The sequence below is a fragment of the Luteolibacter ambystomatis genome (assembly GCF_018137965.1).
GTDB classification, from domain to species: domain Bacteria; phylum Verrucomicrobiota; class Verrucomicrobiia; order Verrucomicrobiales; family Akkermansiaceae; genus Luteolibacter; species Luteolibacter ambystomatis.
Genome location: NZ_CP073100.1, coordinates 1,613,548 through 1,635,507 on the forward strand (window position 1 = coordinate 1,613,548; position 21,960 = coordinate 1,635,507).

Sequence of the window (21,960 nt, forward strand, 5' to 3'; positions counted from 1 at the left end):
CATCATGATTCATCGCATCATCGAGTGGAGCCTTCGCAACCGCTTCCTCGTTCTCTGCGGCACTCTCGTGCTGATCGCTTTCGGCATCCGTGCGCTGGTCACCACCCCCGTGGACGCCATTCCGGACCTCACCGAAAACCAGGTGCTCGTCTATGCCGATTGGGCGGGGCGCAGTCCGGAAGAAGTCGAGGACCAGGTAACGTATCCACTCTCCACCGGCCTCCAGGGTCTGGCGGGGGTGAAGGAAGTGCGTGCCACCTCCATGTTCGGCTTCTCGCTGGTGTCCGTGATCTTCGATGAGAAGACCGATACCTACTTCGCCCGCAGCCGGGTGTTGGAACGCCTGAACTTCCTCCAAAGCACCCTGCCTTCCGGCGTCACCGCACAGCTCGGCCCGGACGCCACCGGCCTCGGCTGGGTCTATCAATACTATCTCGACGTCGATCCGGCGAAGGCACCCTCGGGCGGCTATGATCTGGCGAAGCTCCGCTCGCTGCAGGACTGGCATATCCGTTACCAGCTCGCCTCGGTACAGGGCGTCGCGGAGGTCGCCTCCATCGGTGGTTATGTGAAGCAATATCAAGTGGAGGTGTCCTCCGCGCGCATGCGCTCCGCCGGGGTCAGCCTCAATGAAGTGATGATGGCCATTCAGAACGCCAACCTCAACGTCGGCGGCAAGGTGATGGAGGAGAACGGCGCGGAGTTCGTGCTGCGTGGCGTGGGACTGATCAGGAACACGGAGGACATCGGTCTCGTGGCGGTAAAGCAGGAGAAGGGCACCCCGGTTTACCTCAAGGACATCGCCACCATTCAGATCGGCGGCGACTTCCGCCGTGGTGCGCTCGACATCGGCGGTCACGAAGCGGTCGGCGGCACGGTGGTCATGCGCACCGGTGAGAATGCCCGCGAGGTGATCACACGGGTGAAGGACAAGGTGGCCGAGCTCGAGAAAACGCTGCCACCCGGAGTGACGATCAAGCCCTTCTACGACCGAAGCACGCTCATCGACCGCACCATCGACACCCTGAAGCACGCGCTCATCGAGGAGATCATCCTCGTGACCCTCGCGCATATTCTTTTCCTCTGGCACTTCCGCAGCATCCTCATCGTCACGCTGCCGTTGCCGGTCTCGATCCTCGTTTCCTTCCTGCTGATGAAGGAGACCGGCATCAGCAGCAACATCATGTCCCTCACCGGCATCGCCATCGCCATCGGCGTGCTGGTGGACGCTGCCATCGTGGTGACGGAGAACGTGCTGCGTCATGCCGAAATCGCCGAGAGGGAGAAAGGATCCCCGCTTGATGCCAGGGAACGATTGCAGGTCACGCTTGATGCCTGCCGCCAGGTCGGGCGGCCGATTTTCTTCGCGATGGCCATCATCATCCTCGCTTTCGTGCCGGTGTTCGCGCTCGCGGGCCAGGAGGGGAAATTGTTCCATCCGCTGGCGTGGACGAAGACCTTCGCGATGATCGGCTCCACGTTGCTGGCGGTGACATTCGTGCCGGTGTTGTGCAGCATCTTTGTGCGCGGCCCCTTCCACAGCGAGGACAACAACATCGTGATGCGCCTCTTGCTGAAGCTCTATGATCCAGTGTTGCGCTGGGCCTTGGGTCATCGCCGCACGGTGATCGCCGGAGCCTTGCTATTGCTTGCCGCCGCCGTGCTCACGGCATTCGGTTTGCCGCGACCGTGGTTGAGGACTCTCGATGAACGTGGTTATCCACGGGTGGCGACGTGGTTTGCCGGATTCGGCCGCGAGTTCATGCCGCCGCTCAATGAAGGCAGCCTGCTCTACATGCCGGTGCTGCTTCCCAAGACCAGCGCCACCGAGATCCAGCGGGTGATGGCGTGGCAGGACAAGGTGCTCGCCGCCGTGCCGGAGATCGAAACCGTCGCGGGCAAGATGGGCCGCTTCGAAACCGCCACCGATCCCGCACCCACTGAGATGCTGGAGACCACAATCACGCTGAAACCCGAATACATCCCCGACGGACGCTGGGGCGTTAAGCGCAATCCGGCATGGCGCGAAGGCATGACCGTCGAGAAGCTCAAGGCCGAGCTCACCGAAACGATGAAGCAGGTGCCCGGCTATGTGCCTGCATTCCTGCAACCGATTGAGAACCGAATCCTCATGCTCTACACCGGCATCCGTGCGCAGGTGGGCGTGAAGATCTTCGGCGACAACCTGGCGGACGTGCAACGGAAGGCCTTCGAAATCGAGAAGATCGTTCGCGACATCCCGGGCGCGACGGGCGTTTCCCCCTCCCGCGTCCAAGGTAAACCGTATCTCAACATCGAAGTCGATCGCCGTGCGATGGCCCGGTATGGGCTCAGTGCGAAGGATGTGCTCGATGCCGTGGAGGTTGGCTTGGGTGGAAAGAACGTCACCGTGACCATCGAAGGCCGTGAACGTTATCCCGTGCAGGTCCGTTTGGAACGTGGAGAGCGCGATGACATCGAGAACATCGGACGCATCCCTGTCTCCCTTCCCGCAGGCATGGGCACTGCTCCCGCACCTGCCGCACCGGGCGGAGGAGGCATGAGCTCCATGGGAGGAGCGGCGGCACCAGCCACCACCACTGCATCGCCGGAGCCCGCTGCCATTGGCACCATTCCCCTGGCCATGGTAGCCAGGATCACCCGTGAAACCGGCGCCAACGAGATCGCCAGCGAGAACGGCAAGCTGCGCTCATATGTCCAGGCGAATGTCGAAGGGCGTGACCTGGGCGGTTTCGTAGCGGAAGTTGAACAGCGCCTGAAGCAGATGAACTGGGAGGGCATGACCTGGTCTTTGACGGGAGAATACGAAAACCAGAAACGCTTCGCCGATACCATGCTGCTTGTGGTTCCAGCAGTGCTGGGAGTGATTTTCGTGCTGCTGTTCATCGTCTATCGCAGTTTCGCGGAGGCCGCGCATGTCATGCTCGCCGTGCCTTTCGCTCTCAGCGGCGGCGTATTCCTCCAGAAACTGCTCGGCTACAATTTCAATGGAGCGGTGTGGGTCGGTTACATCGCCCTGTTTGGCACCGCCGTGCAGACCGGCGTGGTGATGGTGGTCTATCTGGAGGAGTCCGTGCGCAAGCGCATGGCCGAACTGGGCGATGCCTTCACCCGCTCCGATCTGGTGCAGGCCGTCATCGATGGCGCGAGACTGCGTCTGCGTCCGAAGGTGATGACCGTCGCAACCATCGTCGCCAGCCTCCTGCCGATCATGTGGAGCCACCGTCAGGGCTCGGAAGTCATGCAACCCCTTGCCACGCCGGTGATCGGCGGAATGATCTCCAGTCTGCTCCACATCCTCATCGTCACGCCCGTGATCTTCCTGTGGCTGCATGGCCGAAAACATCCCCAGACCCAGGGGTGAAGTCGCAAAATCGGACGCAAGATATGCCAAAACTTTGTATTTATGCGTGATTGTGTTACTTGACAAAAATTATATCAATACGCGATCCGAAATATCATTGCGCACAGGATGCCGTTGCTTCAGATGGGATCATTCCGCCTGCTTCTAACAGAACAGGCGGAACCCGCTCTCACCCTGAAATTTCAAGCAACTCATGTCCGACACTACTTCCTGTCAGGATTCCGTCATCGTCCGGGCCGCCATCCATCCCGCCATCGGCGTCGCGCGCGTCGGTGATGCCGAAACCGCCTATTACATCGGCCCCGAAGTCACCGATCCCCTCCCCGGAGCGAACAGCGGCCATCACCGCACCACCACGGGCGAACTGAAACGCCAGGCCGCCCTTTTCCGGATCTACGGCTACAACGCGGCTGGCGAAGTGGTCCGCGAACTCACCGCCGATGATGCGGACATCCAATGGACCGCGCACGTGGCGAACCGCAAGGCCGATTGGTTCCGCTTCATCACCGCGATGGACATTCCGGAAACGCATGATCTGACGGTGCCGCGCCGCAATGCCGCGGTCAAAGGTGCCGACCGTGAAAAGCTCGTGATCGATCCCGGTCCGCGCACCATCACCGGCCGGAATGTTTCCGGCGGCGCGGAACACCGCTTCGACACGGGTACGTTCACGGGCGTGGTCGTTCCTCTCGGTGAATTGCAGACTGATGAACAGGGCCGACTGCTGTTCCTCGGTGGCCATGGCGTATCCGCCTCTCCGAGCGGTGCCCCGCCATTCAATCCCGCTGATCCCGATACCTTCAACAATGCCGACGATTGGTATGATGACATGTCGGATGGTCCGGTGGACGCCACGGTTTCCATTTCGGGCCGTTCCATTCCGGTCGAGGGCGCATGGGTGCTCTGCGCCCCGCCGAACTACGCTCCGGACGTAATCGGCTGGCGCACGCTTTATGACCTGCTGGTGGATACCTATATTGATGCCGGCACGCTGCCCTTGCCCGGCACGACTTCCTTCACCCGCGACATCCTGCCATTGCTGCAACGCCTTTCGAATCTGCAATGGGTGAACAAGGGCTTTGCCGCGATGTATGGCAGGGGGCGGCCGATGGACTTCGAGGATCGCGAGTTCATCCGCACGCTTTCGTTGAGCGGGCAGGACGGCGAGCCGTATGAGGAACTGCGCCGCACGATCTTCAACACCTTCCGCCCCTTCGACAACGAGGTGAACGAGCCGCGCCTTTGGCCGTGGATCTATGGCGATGACTTCGGCGGCGAGTTGTTCTCCCCTTCCCCGAATACCATGCTGGCGCTGCCGCAGCTCCAGCAGCTTCATCTCCAGCGCTGGGTCAACGGGGTCTTCGATGACGATTGGCACCCGGCCCATACGCCGCCGCGCACGCTCGCGGAGGTGCCGCTCGCCGAACAACCGGCGATGCTGGACAAAGCCGCACTGCATTACTGCCTCGCGGATGCCTTCCATCCCGGCTGCGAAACCACCTGGCCGATGCGTCACTCCACGCTCTACGGTTCGCCATTCCGCATCCGTCGTCGCCAGACAGCGGAGCCTGCTGGAGAATATGGTAGCACGCTCGATCAGCAGGAGGCTCTTTCCCTCACCGGTCCGCTTTACGCGCAAGGCCCCGGTGACATCACCCGCTGGATGGGGCTGCCGTGGCAGGGCGATACCGCCTACTGCCGCTCAGGCTATGATCCGCAGTATGATCCCTTCCTGCCCACCTTCTGGGCGGCCCGTGTGCCGAACTGGGTGCTCACGCAGGAAGACTATGAGATCGTGATGAACGAGTCGTTGCCTCGCCCGCAGCGCATCGCCGCTTACAACCGCCGCGCCTACTGGTTCCGTTCCATCGACCAGGCTCCGGACATCCCAGCCCGCATGGAGAAGATGGTCGCAGAGTTCGGTGCACAAGGCATCGTCGAGGCCCAACCCGGCATTGTGGACGATCCGGATTTCCCCGCCATCATCTACGTGGAGAATCTCAGCGAGAGCCGGAAGCAGCAGTTCGCCGCCGCCACGGAGAGCCTCCAGATGCTGCGCGCAGCCGCCCCGGCCAACTCGTGGCAGGAGAAGCTGCACACGGCCGGTTGGGACAGCGAGGAGCACCTTCGCGAAGCAGTCAACCTGCGCGCACGACGGAAGTCCTGATCGATCACCATGTGGGACGTCATCATCGCAGGAGCGGGACCCGCCGGTCTGGTATCAGCCACGGTCTTGGCACGCAGCGGGCGCAGGGTTCTGCTTCTCGATCCCCAGGCATCGGGTCGTCATAAAATCGGGGAATCCGTCCCCGGCGCGATGGCCCGCTTGCTTGCAAAGCTGGGGTTGCCCGGATTCGAAAGTCCCGGCAGCCCGCATCGTCGGATTGGCGGGATCATATCGCTGTGGGCCGGAGAACTGCGGACAGAGGACCATCTGACGACGCCGGAGGGCGGAGGATGGCGGTTGGATCGGGGAGCCTTTGAAAAGGAACTCTCCGAATCCGCAGCTCTCGCGGGCACGATCCGGATGCCCGCCCGCGTCGCCCGGATCAACCGCCGCAACCAAAGCTGGCAGATCGAAACCGAAGGTGGGGATCGGCTGGACGCCGGGTTCCTGATCGATGCCACCGGACGGAACGCGGCGATTGCCCGTCGACAGGGTGCCAGGCAGATCCACGGGCCTCCGCTGGTGGCGGTCTGGAGCATGGGTCGAGCCACCCGCGATGTCGTTTCGAATCGGACTTTCATCGAATCGACTGCCGATGGCTGGTGGTATGCCGCCTACCTGCCGGATCGCCGGCCGCTTGCGATCTTTCATGCATCTCCGGCCTTGGCCACGGAGTTGAGGGATCATCCGAAACAGTGGTTGGAACGCTTGCGGAAGACGGAACACATCGCCACCCACATGGATCCGGATGCATTCTACAGGACCGCATTGAAATCGAACGACGCGAGATCGAGTCATCTCGATCAACCGTGCGGACCCGGCTGGGCGGCGTGTGGAGATGCGGCCTTGTCCTTCGACCCGCTTTCATCCCAAGGGATCTTCAATGCCATGGCCTCCGCGGACATGATCTCAACCGCCATCCTCCAAGGAACATCCATGGAGGACTACAGCGGGAGTCTCGATGAGATCAGGGCGATCTACCACAAACGAAGAAATCTGCTCTACGATTCCGCGGGCCGATACTTCGCCTCGTCGTTCTGGACGGCCTTTGAGACCTCATCGCCGATCGTGCGGGAGACCTAAGCTCCCTTCACTCCAAGCGTTGCCACTTCGAAATCCACCCGCGCGGGACCACCTTTCCCGCCGGGGATCTCGCGCCGGACGATTTTGGTGCCGAGAAGTTGTTCCATCATCCGCAATTCCATCTGGATCGCTGTCGGGTATTTCTCAAACACCGGCAGCAGCGGGTGATGGTACTCCTCGATGCGAAATCCGCGTTCGGGATCATACTTGCAGCGGCCGAAACAACCTTCCTTTTCCCGCAGACCGGCGAGAAGCGTCGCTTTCTCCACCAACGATTTCGCCTTGGTGAGCTTCGGTCGCCATTTTTCAAGCTGTTGTTGGAAGTGCTGGAACAGCAACCGGTCCGGCGCGGTTTCCCCGAACAAGGCCCGGATCGCCTCCAACAGATCGAGCGTGAGCGTCACCCCGGCCTGCGGAAACAGCGAATCCGCCTTCGGAGTGAGCCGGTAGAAGATTTCCGGTCGCCCCACCTGGGTCCGCGGCACCCGCCAGCGTTCCAGGTAGCCGAGGTCCTTGAGATCCTGACAGTGCTGCTTGACAGTCATGTAGGCGATCTCCAGCCGCCTCCCCAACTCACTGACAGGCAATCCACCGGACAGCTTCAATTCCTCGATGACGGCGACCCACTGGGGTTTGACGAGATCTCGGAAGCCGGGCAGAAACATGGTGTCCGCCCATGATTTGTTGGACGGGAGACGGATGCCAACGCAAAATGTCCGTTGCGCACACCAAAAGCGGGTCCATGGTTTGACAACTTTCGAACTAATACTAGCTTTCGTCCAAGCCGATGGCCAACCGCCCAACCGATTTTGACCCCGCCTTCCGGTCGCATGCACCGGGATACTGGCCGGAGGATGCGATGGAGCACTGGAACGACCACAAGTGGCAGCTCCGCAACCGCATCGATTCCCTCTCTGATCTGGAGAGCCGCATCAACCTCACTGACGAGGAACGCGCCGGCGTCCTCCTCGCCGGCACCAAGCTGGCGATGGCGATCACGCCGCATTTCTTCAACCTGATCGACAAGGACGATCCGGATTGCCCGATCCGTCGCCAGGTCATCCCACGCATTGACGAAGGATGGACCGCACCGGAGGAAATGGCGGACCCCTGCGGCGAGGACAGCCACATGCCGGTGCCCGGCCTCGTCCACCGCTACCCGGACCGCGTGCTGTTCCTCGTGACCGACCGCTGCGCGTCCTATTGCCGCTACTGCACCCGCTCCCGCGTGGTGTCCGGCGTGGGTGAGCAGCATCTGGAAACGCAGATGGAGCGGGCCTTCCAGTATCTGGAGCGCACTCCGCAGGTGCGGGACGTGCTGCTGTCCGGCGGCGATCCGCTGCTGTTCAGCGATGACAAGCTGGACAAGATTCTCACCCGCCTGCGCTCGATCCCGCACATCCAGTTCGTGCGCATCGGCTCGCGCATCCCGATCTTCCTTCCGCAGCGCATCACGCCGGAGCTGTGCGCGATGTTGAAGAAGCACCACCCGCTCTTCATCTCTGTTCACACGAACCATCCGCGTGAGCTGACGACGGAAGTCCGTGATGCACTCGGTCGACTCGCCGACGCCGGTATTCCGCTGGGCAATCAGAGTGTGTTGCTGCGCGGCATCAATGATTCGGTGGAAGTGCAGAAAGCGCTCGTTCACAAGCTGCTGATGTGCCGGGTGCGACCCTACTACCTCTACCAGTGCGACCTCATCACGGGCTCCTCGCACCTGCGCACCAGTGTGACGAAGGGCTTGGAGATCATCGAGGGCCTGCGTGGCCATACCACCGGCTACGCCGTGCCACAGTTCGTGATCGATGGCCCCGGCGGCGGCGGCAAGATCCCGCTCAACCCGGAATACGTGGTCACCCGCGAACCGGGCCGCGTGATCCTGCGCAACTACGAGGGCGGCATTTTCGAATACGCCGAGCCCACGCCGATTCCTGCGGATGCTCTCGCGGCGCTGCATGAGAAGGCGTTGGAGACGGCGTGAGGCCCTCGCTCTTCCAAAGCAGCGTCCCCTTTCCCACTGCACCCGTCCGCGGTTCCTGCCATCCTGCGCGCAAATGAAAACGCGCATGGCCGGATTGCGGACGGAGCAATCCAGCACGGTGATGAAACTGGCGCTGCTGAAGCGGAAGCTTGCGCGCCTCGATCGGGAATGGATCCACTTTCGTGAGGCTGCCCTCATCCGCGACGCACACGGGGGCAAGGAACCTTCGGCCTTCCGCTGCGTGATGCGGGCCGGGGCTATGACCCTGCTCGGCCTCTTGGTCGCCGGGGTGCCTTGGTTCGCGGTCGCCTATGTCGCCAAGGCGGCGTTGGTTGCTGTCACCGGCATTGGAATGACGATCCTTTGTCTCGGCTGGCATCATTTCGCCGAGGGGCTCTCCCGGGTTTCGCGTTTCAACCGCCAGCGTCGCCGTTACCAGACCCGTCGCCGTGAGATCGTGGCCCTGATCCGCCACGAGCAATCCCGCTAAAAAAGCGAACGGGTTTGCCGCATTCCGCGCATGTTTTGCGTCAAACGGTCAAGACACGGGTGCGATCTTATAGATGATGAGCATCCAATCCGTTCGTGACCGGCTGAGCCGGGTGAAGAAGCAGAAGATCGACGACAAGGCCTTGGCCACCGAGGCGGTGGAACTCGCCGCCGATCTTCTCGACTCGGCCAGGAACGAACAGCGGATCTCGGAACGCCGCCAGGCCGCCCAGATGGCCCGCATGATGGTGGATCCCGCGGGCAAGGCCTTCACGCTGGCGATGGCGGATCAGGTCTTCCGTCCCCCCACGCACTCCCGCTCCGCGGCGCAGTTCCGCCACCTCGTCGAGGGTTACGGCGTGCCCCATTACCTTTCCATGCCGGAGCGTGTGGCCATGAAGGCCGGTGCGACTTTCTCGGCGGTGGCTCCGGATATCGTGATGCCCGCCGTCACCAGCGCCATGCGTTCCCAGAGTGCTTCGGTGATTCTTCCCGCGGAGGATGACAAGTTGAAGCCCCTGCTCGCCCGCCGCAAGCAAGCCGGCATGCGAATGAATCTGAACCAGCTCGGTGAAGCCATCCTCGGCGAAGGCGAGGCAGCCCATCGCATCGAAGCCGTCATCGCCCGCCTCAAGTCGCCGGATTGCGACTACCTCTCGGTGAAGATCTCCGCGATCTTCTCCCAGATCCATCTCGTCGGCGAGCAGGAGACGCTCGCGCGCATCACGGAGCGCCTGCGCGAACTCTACCGCGTGGCCATCCAGAACCCGATCAACGGCAAGCCGAAGTTCGTGAACCTGGACATGGAGGAATACCGCGACCTCCACCTCACCTGTGATGCCTTCCGCACCGTGCTCGATGAACCGGAGTTCATGAAGCTGGAAGCGGGCATCGTGCTCCAGGCCTACCTGCCGGATTCCTGGCCGGTGCAGAAGGATCTCATCGCCTGGGCGAAAGATCGCGTCGCACGCGGTGGCGCGGGCATCAAGATCCGCATCGTGAAGGGCGCGAACCTCGCCATGGAAAGTGTGGAGGCCGAGTTGCACGATTGGCCGCTCGCTCCTTACGACACCAAGGAAGAGGTGGACGCAAATTTCAAGCGCATGGTCCACGAGGCCTGCAAGCCGGAGACCGCGAAGTATGTCCGCCATGGCGTGGCCAGCCACAACCTTTTCGACATCGCCTACACCCTGCTGCTGCGCGCCCGCGAAGGCACCGAGGACAAGGTCGAGTTCGAGATGCTCGAAGGCATGGCCAACCATCAGGCCCGTGCCGTGCACGAGGTTGCCGGTGGCCTGCTCCTCTACGCGCCGGTGGTGAGCCGTGAGGATTTCCACAGCGCCATCGCCTACCTCGTTCGCCGTCTGGACGAGAACACCTCCGAGGAAAACTTCCTCCACGACCTCTTCGACATCGCTCCCGGCAATGCCGCCTGGAAGCGCCAGGAAGAGCGTTTCCTCCGCGCCTGCGCCCGCAAGGACACCGTGCTCGCCGGACCGAAGCGTCATCAGGACCGCGCTACCGAGCACACTGTGGCTCTGCCGGTGGATGTGCCGTTCCACAATGCCGATGACACCGACTACTCGCTTCCCCAGAACCGCCAGTGGATTCGCAAGACCATTGATGCAGCCCGTGGGGTTGCTATCGCAGACATTCCCTTGGTGATTGCTGGCAAGGAAGAAGCCGGTGCTTCTCAAACCATCGGCCGCGATCCCTCCCGTCCCGGCGTGGATGCCTACCGCCATGCGTTGGCGGGCCCCGAGCAAGTCGAACGCGCGTTGCAAGCCGCCGTTTCCGCACGCACCTCCTGGCAGGCCCTCGGTTATGAAGGCCGTGCCGAACTCCTTCGCAAGGTCGCGGCGGAAGTCGCCAATGCCCGCGGCGAGGCAACCGCCACCATGATGCTCGATGGAGGCAAGGCCGTCACCGAGTCCGATGGCGAGATCTCGGAAGCCATCGATTTCGCCAACTACTACGCGCGTGGTTTTTCCGCCGCCGGTTTCGACGATGGCGCGGAGTTCGAGCCCTTCGGCACCGTGCTGGTCACACCGCCGTGGAACTTCCCCTTCGCGATCCCGCTCGGCAGCGTGCTGGCGGCCCTGATCGGCGGCAACACCGTCATCTTCAAACCCGCTCCGGAAACCGTGCTCACCGGTTGGGTGATGATCAACTGCCTGTGGCGCGCCGGGATTCCGAAAGACGTGCTCCAGTTCGTCCCTTGTCCGGACAATGAGATCGGCAGGTCGCTCGTCACCGATGACCGTATCGGTGCGGTCATCCTCACCGGTGCCTATGAAACGGCACGCATGTTCCTCGACTGGAAACCGTCGCTGCGCCTTTTCGCGGAAACCAGCGGCAAAAACTCGCTGGTCGTCACCGCCGCCGCCGACCCGGATCAGGCCGTGAAGGATCTGGTGAAGAGTGCCTTTGGCCACGCTGGTCAGAAGTGCTCCGCGGCCTCGCTCGGCATCATCGAGGCCGAGGTGTATGACAACCCTGGTTTCCGCAAGCAGCTCAAGGACGCCGCCAGCTCGCTGCGGGTCGCCGGTTCATGGAACCTCGATTCCATCGTCACCCCTGTCATCCGCGAGCCGGGCGCGGAGCTCGAGCGCGCGCTTACCTCGCTGGAGCCTGGTGAGGAATGGTTGCTGGAACCAAAGATGGTCGATGGCAATCCGTGCCTGTGGTCGCCCGGTATCAAGCTCGGGGTCGATCCGCAGGGCTGGTACCGCCGCACCGAGTGCTTCGGCCCGGTGCTCGGCCTGATCCGCGCCAATGACGTGAAGCACGCCATCCGTATCCAGAATGATTCCAATTTCGCGCTTACGGGTGGCATCAGCTCGCTGGACGATCGCGAAATCGACCTGTGGCGCGAAAAGGTCGAGGTCGGCAACGCCTACATCAACCGTCCGATTACGGGAGCCATCGTACAACGCCAGCCGTTCGGTGGTTGGAAGCGATCCTGCTTCGGCCCCGGCTCGAAGGCTGGCGGCCCGAACTACTGCCAGCTCTTCGGCACCTGGACGAATGCCGGGCTCCCACAGCAGACGGCCAAACCCGGTCCATCCGCCGCCGCTCTTTTGGAGAGGCTCGTCGCCGCATTGCCGGACCATGCAACAGAACTCACCGCAGCCGCGGGCAGCGATGCCCTATGGAATGCCCGCGAGTTCTCCAAGGAGCACGATCCAAGCGGCCTGCGCTTCGAATCGAACGTCTTCCGCTACCGCAAATTCCAGCGCGCCCTGATCCGTATCGGTAAAAATACTTCCGATCCCGAGCTTGCCCGCCTGTTGCTGGTCGCAGCCGCGATGAATGTGCCTGTTAGTATTTCCACGGAGATTCCCCGCACGTGGCTTGGAGGTCTTGGCTTCGAGATCATCGTGGAATCCGAAGCAGCTTTGGCCGCAAGATTGCCTTCCATTTCCGATCAATTCGGAGTGCTGCGCGCGCCCAATGCTACGGCCAGCTTGAAATCCGCAGCCATCGCCGCCGGCCTCCGCTGGGCGGATGGAAACGTTCTTTACAATGCCCGGTTGGAATGGCCGGCGTGGCTTCGTGAGCAAGCTGTTTCTGAAACGCGCCATCGCTACGGAAACCTCTTGCCGAAGCCGTCGGAATTGTAGAATTGAACTCCGCTCCTGCCGCGCATCGCCATCGGGAAATCCGGGGGGAGAACTCGATGGTCGCGCGGTAGGGGCACTTGGTTTGTTGAAGGTGACAAACCTGAACGGGTTCAAGCCCCGGAAGCATGCTCCCCTTCCGTATCCTTCGGTTTCCAACGAAGGAAATAGACCATCGCCATGGCCGTCAGCGGGATTCCGCCCAGTGCCATCAGGATGCTGAAACTCTTGAAAAAGTACAGCCAGCTGTCCTTGGAAGCGAAAAGGTCCCGGTAGAGCTGGACGACCACGGAACCACTGTATCCCAAGGCATCGGCCACGTAGATGGCGAACACTGCCGTGCCTTGGAAACGTGTCGCTGCAATGGTGCGGTCGAACAGCACGCTCCCGAAAGGCACATACGCCAGATAGGCTCCGAGCCCCGTGGCGATCATCCACATTTCGCCACCGAGTTTTCCCGCCGTATAGAGCCACGTGGATCCCCCCAGCAGCGCCAGGCCGCCGATCATCAGGCCATACACCCAGCGCAAGGCCGTGCGGTTGTCCTTCACCAGATAGATCAACGCCAGAGCGGCCATCACGCCAAAGGCCACCGGTCGCTCGGTCCTTGAAAAGGCGGCCGGATCATGGATTCCCATCTCGGCGAACAACTCGCTTTGATAGTTGTCCCGGAAATCACGATAGGCGGTCAGGAACAGATACGCGATGCACAGCATCACCAGTCCCGGAAGGAACTTCATCAGAAAGGAATGGCGGCCGGCATGATCGAGGCGGTCGCGCGGCGAGCGCTCCCTTACATCTTCCGCGCCCGGGGGATGCAGCAGCGAAAGCATCCACACCGAGAGCAACAGCAAGGGGACGAACAATGCTCCGGTCACAAAAGGCATCCAGAACTCCCCCACTCCTTCCCTCATCAGCCATTGGCCCAAGCGTTTCACCTCACCGCTGGCGAGAATATATGAACACGACAAGGCCGCGAGGAGCAGTTCGGAAACCTTCCGCCCCTCCAACTGCCGCACGATCAGGCCCCATACCGTCCCCAACGGAATGCCATTGATGAAGATGGCCAGGATCTTGAACGGCAGCGGCACCACGGCGAAGACCAGCAGTGCCAGCCAGGCGACGCCGATCATTCCCAACACCGCTCGTCCGAGCGCCTTGCGGCGGATTTCCGAGCAGAACTTCATCCCCCAGAATTTCGCGACGCCGTAGCCCATGAGTTGGGCGATCACGAAAACGGTCTTCGGCGTCAGGTTCGACCCCAGCCAATCCCAGCCGAAGGAAACATCGGTATAGCCCGCCGCGCTGAACGGCCGCCGGAATGCATACATGCAGAAATACGCGGTGAACGCCGCCAAAGCCGCATGAACCGTCAGCCAAAAGGATGATTCATCCAATTTCCGCTGCCAACGCTCCACGAGTCCTTTGATTCCCACAACCTCCACTAACCCGCCAAACGGTCCGCGGGCAAGAATCCTGTCGTGAATATCCAGCCATTGACCACGGCGGACTCCCGGTTACTCTGCCGCCCCGCATTCGACCCATGGCCGGCTTCTTCAAATCCCTCTACAACAAGATCACCAATCGTGCGGAAATCGATTGGGATGACCTGGAAGCCGATCTGATCGGTGCCGACCTCGGCGTACGGCTGGCGGGAGGGATCATCGATGAATTGAAGGATCTCGGCCGCCAGGTCTCCGCAGAGGACGTGGTGGAGGTCACCCGCCGCCAGATTTCCTCGAAGCTCCCGCCGAATGCTCCGCCTTTCCTGCTGCGTCCGGATGGCAAGCCCTTCGTGATTCTCGTCGTCGGCGTCAATGGCACCGGCAAGACCACCTCCACCGCCAAGCTGGGCCACTGGCTCCAGAAAAAGGGGCACTCGGTGGTGATGGCCGCTGCGGATACCTTCCGCGCCGCCGCGGTCGAGCAACTCCAGCGCTGGGGCGACCGCCTCAACCTGCCGGTGGTGAAGGGCGCGCCCAATGCCGATCCCTCCTCGGTCTGCTACAATGCCCACCAGAAGGCGATCACCGATGGCGCGCGCTTCCTGCTCTGCGACACCGCCGGCCGCCTCCACACCCGCCACAATCTGATGGAGGAACTCACGAAAATCCGCCGTACGATCGCCAAACAGGACGAGACGGCGCCACATCTCACATTGCTGGTGGTGGATGCCACCACCGGCTCCAATGCACTCCAGCAGGCGAAGGAATTCCACAAGGCCAGTCCGCTCGATGGATTGGTGGTCACGAAACTTGATGGTTCCGGAAAAGGCGGAGTTGCCGTGGCGATCTACGAACAACTCGGCATCGCCCCGCGCTTCATCGGCACGGGTGAGGAACCCGATGCCTTCTCACCATTCGAGAAGGACAAGTTCGTGGCGGAGATTCTCTGACGGGGATTGTTCAATCCTGCGCTTTTGCCGCCCGCCATTTGGTCGGGGAAGTGCCGGTGATTCTGGTGAAGGTACGATTGAACTGCGAGATCGACTGGAAGCCCACATCGAAGGCCACCGAGGAAACCCGCGAATCCACCTTGAGCAGCTCCTTCTTGGCCCGCTCGATCCGGCGACGGCTGATATAGTCCGTCATCGTAAGGCCGGTCACCTCCCGGAAGATCCGGCAGAAATGCGATTCGCTGAAACCCGCCACGCGGGCGACCGAACTCAGGGTGATCGGTTCGTGCAGGCGCGTTTCAATGAACTCCCGGGCCTTCGCCACCGATGACGGTTCCTCGCTCTGGCCCTGCACTGCCAGCAGATCCGCCTGTTGGCCGAGTTGGAGGGCAAAGCTCTGGAGCAGGAAGATCATGCTGGAGTAGCGCACGGGCTCCACCGCCCGGGTTTGGAAGAACGTCGAACGCAGCAGTTCGATCGTTCCGGTATCCAGACCATTGCGACCGATCTTTTCCAACAAACCTCCGAAGTCCTGCTCCGTGGGTTGCTGGGAAAACACCTGGCCGGTCTTCAGATATCCCAGGATACAGTCCTGAAAGCGGACCGGAATGGCAGACGACACCAATCCGGCAAAACAATGGCAGGAGGTCGGCCCGTTCACCTCCGCCTCCTCAAGCAACCTGCGGTTCGTCTCGATGCAAGCGAAGCAGGAGTTTTTGCAGAGGTTGAGCGCCTCGCACAGCTCCGCTGTTCCCGGTGTTCCAATTTCGACGCAGCGGTCCTCCAGATCCGTCCCGGAAAATTGCAGCGGCAGTCCGGTCGCGTTCCGGAAAGCCTCCTGATAGACCCGGAAAATCTCCGACTCCCTCAGGCGTTGCAGGAGCATGGATTCCAATGATGGACTCGGATGGTTCATTGGGGGGGAGCCGGTTATTCCGCGCTGAAACGGAAGCGCCAGTCCGGCTGACGATTGGATTGGGAAATGTTCCGGATTCCGAAGCGGCTTGTCACGTCCACACTGGGTGCGGGAGTTGGGTTTTTGGTCCGATCCCAGTCGATGAAACCATCCGCGATTCGCGCAGGCAGCAGGCTGTTCGGCACCGCGGAGGCGGAAAGATACAAATCCGCATGACGTTCATCTCCCATGGCAACTTGAAAAACATCCGACTCACTGGCTGAGGCGGTGGCGGGCACGGTTCCTTGCAGCACCACATACCCCCTGCGCAGGATCGCGGTGCAGACGGCGGCAAGCTCGCTGCGTGGATGCTGGCGGTTCGGGATGGCGAGCAGATGACGCTGACAGGGATCGGCGGCAATTTGCTCCAAGAGATCCGGAAGAAAGGAAATCCAGCGTCCCTCGTAGGCCGGATTCCGTTCATTCAACTCACAGGCCACCGCCCACGCCAATACCTCGGGATCACGGTGAACCGGCTCGATGACGATCGACCGCGCCACCTCAGGAGAGGAGAAGAACAGCCATTGATGGAAGTCGTTGAGGGACCGAGCGAGCATGAACGCACCTTGGGGGAAGTGGAGCATGATAGATTTCACGGAATCGCGCTCCGCATGAATTGCTCAACTCTGCGCGGATTCCGTGGTCTATGGGTGCCCATCATCGGGGGTGAGGCCCAGAACGATATCAAATCGGGCGGCCAGTTCCCCCGTCTTGGAACCCTCCAACGGCTTGAACGGCACGATCACGGTCTTGAGCGCCTGCGGGTCCCGGATGGACTGGATCACGCCGTCTTTCTCCTGTCCCGGCTCACCGGCGGGATAGCACTGGGTGGTGAGCACCCGTTTGCCTTTCAGGGACACCGCCACGTGAATGTGCCGGGTGCGGCCTGGATACTGGCCGGGTTTGATGGTGCGGAAGTAATACTCACCCTTCGTGCCCGTGAGAAAGCGTCCGTAGCCTTGGAAATTCTTGTCACGGTTCTCGGGGTGGTCGGCCTTGGTGTGAAGATAGATGCCGTGGTTGTCCGCAGACCATATCTCGACAAGAGCATTTCGCACCGGCTGGCCTTTCAAATCCATGACCACGCCGGTCAGGTGCGTGACTTCTCCCACGGCGGGCGTCAGCGAGGCATTCAGGATGAGCAGGTCGTTGTCGGTATCGAGCGGCAGCCGGTCCGGATAAAACGGCCCCTCGGTCTGGGGTGCGGTGAGCATCAGTGCCTCGGCGAAAGCGCCCGGCACAGTGAAAAACGCGGCGGAACCGGCCAAGGCCGTCTTGAGGAAATTCCGGCGATGGCAGAGCGGACAGTCCGAAACACGCATGGGGTATTCCTGCCATGAATTCCCAATGGAATCAAGGAGCGGAGGAGCCCGGTTGATCTTGTCAGATTCACGCTCCGGTCCGAAACTCCGCCACCGATGAGACTGCTCGCCGTTCTGTTTCTGCTCACCGCCCTGACCGGTTGCAAACCGACCCACACTGCTTCTGCAACGACCAAGGAAGCGGCTTCTCTGCTGGAGGCGCGCGGAGATTTCACCACCCGTCTCAAGCGTCGCGACCACGCGAACGATGCCGTGCCGCAGCCGCCCGAGGACATGTTCAGGATCGTTCGGTATACCTCACCTGCAGGGGAATTGTCCGCCTATGTGACCCCGCCAAAGGAAGACAACGCAAAGCATCCGGCTATCATCTGGTTGTTCGGCGGCTTTTCAAACGGCATCGGGGAGACTGCCTGGGAAGACGCTCCGACGGAAAACGACCAGTCCGCCCGGGCATTCCGCGAGGCAGGCATCGTGATGATGTATCCATCCCTGCGTGGCGGAAACAAGAATCCCGGCGTCCGTGAAGGCTTCTACGGCGAGGTCAACGACGTGCTCGCCGCCCGGGATTTCCTTTCGCGGCAGCCGAACGTCGATCCCGAGCGCATCTACCTTGGTGGTCACAGCACCGGCGGCACGCTCGCGCTGCTGGTAGCGGCTTCCAGCGACCGCTTCCGCGCGGTGTTCTCGTTCGGTCCCGTGGACGAGGTCGTCAATTACGGACAGGAAGTGCTGCCATTCGATATCACGGACACGAAGGAAGCGGACTTCCGTGCGCCGATCAAGTGGCTCGATTCGATCCACAATCCGACCTTCGTGTTCGAAGGTGGTGACAAGCAGGGCAATATCGGCTCGTTGCGTGTTCTGGCGAAAGCGAACCGCAATCCGGTGATTCATATCGAGCCGGTGCCCGGCACCAATCACTTCAGTGTCCTCGCTCCGGTCACCCGCGTGCTGGCAAGGAAGATCGTGGAAGACAACGGTCCCACCTCCATCATCAAGATCGATGCGAAGGATCTGCAGGTGGCGGTGAAACCCTGAGATTCACCACTCGATCCCCACGCCTGCCTCGGGGATCAAGACCTTGTCGCTGATTCCCAAGCGATCGGCTTCGGCCAGCAGACGTTCCACCGGCTCATTGAGCGGTTCATTGCCGAGCGGAAAGGTGCCGTAGTGCATCGGAATGATGACCTTGGCCCCGAGATCGGCGAAGGCACGAACGGCCTCCTCCGGGTTGAGGTGAACATCGCGACCACTAGGGGCATCGTAGGCGCCGATGGGCATGAGGGCCACGTCGATGGGGTGGCGACGGCCAATTTCCGCGAAGCCTTCGAAATACGCGCTGTCACCGCAGTGGAAGACGCTCTTCCCCCCGGTCCGCACGATGTAGCCGCCGTAGTCGCGGTGCGTGTCGTGCAGGAACCGCGCGCCCCAGTGATGGCTGGGCGTGTGGATGATTTCCAGCGTGTCGAAGCACAGTTCGTCCCATACCTTCACCTCGTGGACGGCCGGAAATCCGAGCCTCTTCACCAATGAGCCGCTGCCGCGTGGCACCACGATGCCATTGCGAGCCTGCAGGGTCTTCAGGCTCGGCTTGTGGAGGTGGTCGAAGTGAGCGTGGGTCACAAGCACCAGATCCACTTCCGGCACATCGCCGATACGCAGGCCCGGCTTGATCTGGCGCTTCACCGGTCCGTGCCAGCCCGCCCAATTCGGATCGACCATCACCGAATGGCCGGCAAACTGGAGAAAGAACGATGCGTGACCGATCCAGGTGATACGCACCCGTCCGTCCTCCGGTGGAGCCACCACGGGTTCAAGCATTTCCCCCGCCGCCTTCTTGAACATTCCGGGCACGATGCGGTGCCTGAAAAAGCGATAGTTCCGCTGCGGCCACCCCTTCTGCGGCAACAGGCCGGAGTAGGAAGCGCGCTTGTTCGGTATGGGGCCGGGATCCTTCAAACTGCCCCGATCTTACGCACGATTCCCACCAATTTCGCGGGAAAAATGGGGCTCACAGACCATAAGCGACGGCGATTTTTTCCGCCCACACCTTGGCCCTTGCTTCAAACGATTGATCGTCACCGGCATACAGGATTCCACGCGAAACGTTGATGGTGTCCGGAGCATTGCGGCCGGCGTTCGCGAGCGCCGCCAGATCCCCGCCTTGCGCTCCGAGACCGGGCACCAGCAGCGGTGCGTCCGGCACTCTTTCAAAGACTCCGGAGGCATTCGTAAGACCGACCACGTAGCCGACATCGGTCTTGCGGCCTTCGGTGGCGGCCCGGTCACCGAGAGCGGTAACGAGCTCGAACACGGAGCGGCCGTCCGCCAGCGTCTGGCGCTGGAAATCCGCCGAACCGGGGTTCGATGTCACCGCCAGCAGGTAGATCCCCTTGCCCTCCCAATCGAGGAAAGGTTCGATGGAGTCATAGCCGAGGAAGGGATTGAGCGTGACGGCATCGACATTCCAGCGGCTGAAGTAGCCTTGCGCGTAGTATTTCTGGGTTTCGCCGATATCGCTGCGTTTCGCATCCAGAATCACAGGAACCTCCTTGGGCATTTCCAGCAGCAGTTCCTCCAGCACCTGCACCCCGGCGATGCCGAGGGCTTCGAAATAGGCCATGTTCGGCTTGAACGCGGCGGCGTGCTGCCAGGTTTCTCCGATCACACGGCGCAGAAATTCCTTCGCCTCCGCGGCTCCGCCATCACCGGGTCGGGGATCGAGTCCGACACAAAGGCGGGATCCGGTGGCGGCGATGCGGTTCTGGAGGCGTTCGGCGTAGCGCATGGCCGGACGTTGGGTGGCTCCGGCGGCGGGGACAATGCTGAAAAGCCCCGGAATGGCCTCAAACATTTGCAGGGGATTTCCCCCTGCCAGTCCGGCATTCCTGCCACCATACGAATGCGATGACGGCGAAATAGGCGGCGAATTCCGCGAACTTCCCACCGTAGCTCATCGGCGCATCGGAACCCCGGCAACCGCAGGCGATGTTCAGCCCCTCGCGCCACGCATGGCCGACCGCGATGGCAAACACCGTGGTCATCCCAGCCACCAGTAGCAGGGCTCCCTTGCGCAGGAATCCGAGCACCAGACACAGCCCGGCGACGATCTCGAACCAAGGCAGCGTGTAGGCAATCACGGCCTCCCACGGCACCGGCACCATCCGGTAATTCCCCACCGCCCGGGTGAATTCCGCAAGTCCGGTGCCAAATACCTTTTCCCCACCGGAATAGACGAACCAGGCGCCGAGCAATACACGGAGAATCAGGGCGAGGATCGGCAACGGACGGTTCGGCGGCATGCTTGGGACGGACTAAAGGCGGGAACAGGCCAATGGGCAAGTCCCGCACCCTACTCCTTGCCCTCGCGTCGATGGCGGCTAGGCTTTTCCACATCGCCCTGTGGCACCCGCCAGCTCATGAAATCCCGCGTCCTCACGGTCTTCTGCCTCGTCCTCAGCCTCTGCGCCGCACAAGGCAAGACCTCCACCCGTTCGAAGAAGGCGCCCGCCCCGGCTCCGAAGTCCAAGGTCGCCCCGGCACCGAAGGAACAGCCCGCGATCCTCGGCACGACCTTTGAGGTGAACGGATGGCCGCTGAAAGCCGCGCTGGTGGCGGACAAGACCGAGATCATGGCGGGTGAGCCGTTGTTCCTCACCTATCAGCTACAGAACGCCGGTCGCGTGCCGCTCACGCTCCGCCGCACACCGGAGGCCACCTGCCTCGGCGAGCGACCGCTTTCGATCAGCGTGACCGTCGCTGATGCCAATGGCCAGGTCATTCCCCTTCCCGATCATCCCGCGCCGCGCACGGAAAAAAGCGTGGCCACCGAGCAATCGTTCCTGCCACGGGACAAATACAGCGCCCGTTTGTTGCTGGGTGAATGGGCGACCTTGGAAACGCCGGGCACTTACACCGTCACCGCAACCCGTACGGCCAGCCTCAACGAGAAGGACAAGGAATGGATCGAGGGCACCCTCCACTCCACGAGCTCCGATGTGGTGACGACCGTCTCCACGAAGATCCGGGTAGCGGCGGTGGATCCGAAACAATTCGCGGCAAAAATCGACGCTCTCGGTGCAAAGATGCTGGAGGGCAAGGATGAGGAGGCCATGCCCGCCGCCCAGCAGCTCGCGGCGTATCAGGATGACCGCGCGGTTCCATTCCTGATCCGTGCCGCGGAAGGCAAGGAAGGATGGCTTCAATGGAATGCGATCCAGGCATTGGGACGCCACCCCATCGAGTCCGCCGTTGAAGCATTGGGCAGGAAACTCAATCTGGGTGGCACGGATCTCGGCTACGGCAAGCCGGAGGACGCCGAGCGCATCGCCGCCACCATCCGTGAGGATGCCGCGCACGCGCTGCTGATGAACCGCCATCCCAAGGCTGCGGAATTGCTGGCGGCACGGCGCAACGATCCATCATCCGATGTCCGTCTGGTGGTGGTGCAATCGCTGGCCCGTTCGAAGAACGACGCCGCTACGGCCGTTTTGCTCCGTGGCATCTCCACCCAGGATCCGGATGATGCCGTGAGACAGGCGGCCATCGCCGCGCTGAAGTGAGTCACGTGATCATGCCGTG

The 21,960-nt window shown here is 61.8% G+C and carries 17 protein-coding genes; 9 read left to right on the top strand and 8 right to left on the bottom strand.

The annotated features are described in order from the left end of the window. Positions 1-4: 4 nt before the first annotated feature. The 3 genes from KBB96_RS06245 to KBB96_RS06255 all read left to right on the top strand — a co-directional run bounded on the left by KBB96_RS06245 (position 5) and on the right by KBB96_RS06255 (position 6,614). Positions 5-3,364 carry an efflux RND transporter permease subunit gene (locus tag KBB96_RS06245; protein WP_211633590.1) on the top strand — a complete coding sequence of 1,120 codons (3,360 nt, stop codon included), beginning with the start codon at positions 5-7 and terminating at the stop codon, positions 3,362-3,364. A gap of 193 nt (positions 3,365-3,557) precedes the next feature. Then, entirely contained in the window at positions 3,558-5,531 is a 1,974-nt protein-coding gene (locus KBB96_RS06250) for a LodA/GoxA family CTQ-dependent oxidase (RefSeq protein WP_211633593.1), read from the top strand. 9 nt (positions 5,532-5,540) lie between these two features. After that, positions 5,541-6,614, top strand: a complete 1,074-nt coding sequence (locus tag KBB96_RS06255; RefSeq protein WP_211633596.1) for an FAD-dependent oxidoreductase — start codon at positions 5,541-5,543, stop codon at positions 6,612-6,614. On the opposite strand, the gene KBB96_RS06260 is transcribed toward KBB96_RS06255, so the two are convergent. Next, on the bottom strand, positions 6,611-7,279 hold the full coding sequence (locus KBB96_RS06260) for a helix-turn-helix transcriptional regulator (protein WP_211633599.1): 669 nt from the start codon (positions 7,277-7,279) through the stop codon (positions 6,611-6,613). The genes KBB96_RS06255 and KBB96_RS06260 overlap by 4 nt on opposite strands. Before the next feature lie 122 nt (positions 7,280-7,401). Between KBB96_RS06260 and KBB96_RS06265 the strand changes: the two genes are divergently transcribed. From KBB96_RS06265 to KBB96_RS06275, 3 genes are all read left to right on the top strand, one after another. Further along, positions 7,402-8,598: a KamA family radical SAM protein gene (locus KBB96_RS06265; RefSeq protein WP_211633602.1), complete on the top strand. Its 1,197-nt coding sequence runs from the start codon at positions 7,402-7,404 to the stop codon at positions 8,596-8,598. Positions 8,599-8,671: 73 nt separating this feature from the next. Then, a complete protein-coding gene (locus KBB96_RS06270; protein WP_211633604.1) occupies positions 8,672-9,088 on the top strand; it encodes a hypothetical protein in 417 nt (138 codons plus the stop codon). Positions 9,089-9,161: 73 nt separating this feature from the next. Beyond that, entirely contained in the window at positions 9,162-12,710 is a 3,549-nt protein-coding gene (locus KBB96_RS06275; RefSeq protein WP_211633606.1) for a proline dehydrogenase family protein, read from the top strand. A gap of 110 nt (positions 12,711-12,820) precedes the next feature. Here the strand turns inward: KBB96_RS06275 and KBB96_RS06280 are convergent, their stop codons facing one another. Continuing rightward, a complete protein-coding gene (locus KBB96_RS06280; RefSeq protein ID WP_211633608.1) occupies positions 12,821-14,038 on the bottom strand; it encodes a DUF5690 family protein in 1,218 nt (405 codons plus the stop codon). Positions 14,039-14,250: 212 nt separating this feature from the next. On the opposite strand from KBB96_RS06280, the gene ftsY reads away from it, so the two are divergent. Beyond that, entirely contained in the window at positions 14,251-15,102 is an 852-nt protein-coding gene (gene ftsY, locus KBB96_RS06285) for a signal recognition particle-docking protein FtsY (RefSeq protein WP_211633610.1), read from the top strand. A 10-nt stretch (positions 15,103-15,112) separates the two neighbouring features. On the opposite strand, the gene KBB96_RS06290 is transcribed toward ftsY, so the two are convergent. The 3 genes from KBB96_RS06290 to KBB96_RS06300 form a co-directional block, all read right to left on the bottom strand. After that, positions 15,113-15,988 (bottom strand): helix-turn-helix domain-containing protein, encoded by an 876-nt coding sequence (locus tag KBB96_RS06290; protein ID WP_211633613.1) that lies wholly within the window; start codon positions 15,986-15,988, stop codon positions 15,113-15,115. A 44-nt stretch (positions 15,989-16,032) separates the two neighbouring features. Then, a complete protein-coding gene (locus KBB96_RS06295) occupies positions 16,033-16,614 on the bottom strand; it encodes a hypothetical protein (protein WP_211633616.1) in 582 nt (193 codons plus the stop codon). An 87-nt stretch (positions 16,615-16,701) separates the two neighbouring features. Then, on the bottom strand, positions 16,702-17,379 hold the full coding sequence (locus KBB96_RS06300; RefSeq protein ID WP_211633619.1) for a dioxygenase family protein: 678 nt from the start codon (positions 17,377-17,379) through the stop codon (positions 16,702-16,704). 96 nt (positions 17,380-17,475) lie between these two features. Between KBB96_RS06300 and KBB96_RS06305 the strand changes: the two genes are divergently transcribed. Beyond that, positions 17,476-18,417, top strand: a complete 942-nt coding sequence (locus KBB96_RS06305; RefSeq protein ID WP_211633622.1) for an alpha/beta hydrolase family protein — start codon at positions 17,476-17,478, stop codon at positions 18,415-18,417. Positions 18,418-18,420: 3 nt separating this feature from the next. Here KBB96_RS06305 and KBB96_RS06310 read toward each other — a convergent pair whose 3' ends face one another. From KBB96_RS06310 to KBB96_RS06320, 3 genes are read right to left on the bottom strand one after another with little or no spacing between them, the layout of a single operon-like run. Continuing rightward, a complete protein-coding gene (locus KBB96_RS06310) occupies positions 18,421-19,338 on the bottom strand; it encodes an MBL fold metallo-hydrolase (RefSeq protein WP_211633625.1) in 918 nt (305 codons plus the stop codon). 52 nt (positions 19,339-19,390) lie between these two features. Beyond that, positions 19,391-20,233 (bottom strand): orotidine-5'-phosphate decarboxylase, encoded by an 843-nt coding sequence (gene pyrF, locus KBB96_RS06315; RefSeq protein WP_226373657.1) that lies wholly within the window; start codon positions 20,231-20,233, stop codon positions 19,391-19,393. Beyond that, on the bottom strand, positions 20,226-20,681 hold the full coding sequence (locus KBB96_RS06320) for a DoxX family protein (RefSeq protein WP_211633628.1): 456 nt from the start codon (positions 20,679-20,681) through the stop codon (positions 20,226-20,228). The genes pyrF and KBB96_RS06320 overlap by 8 nt, the downstream gene beginning before the upstream one ends. 117 nt (positions 20,682-20,798) lie before the next feature. On the opposite strand from KBB96_RS06320, the gene KBB96_RS06325 reads away from it, so the two are divergent. Further along, on the top strand, positions 20,799-21,941 hold the full coding sequence (locus KBB96_RS06325) for a HEAT repeat domain-containing protein (RefSeq protein WP_211633631.1): 1,143 nt from the start codon (positions 20,799-20,801) through the stop codon (positions 21,939-21,941). Positions 21,942-21,960: the final 19 nt, after the last annotated feature.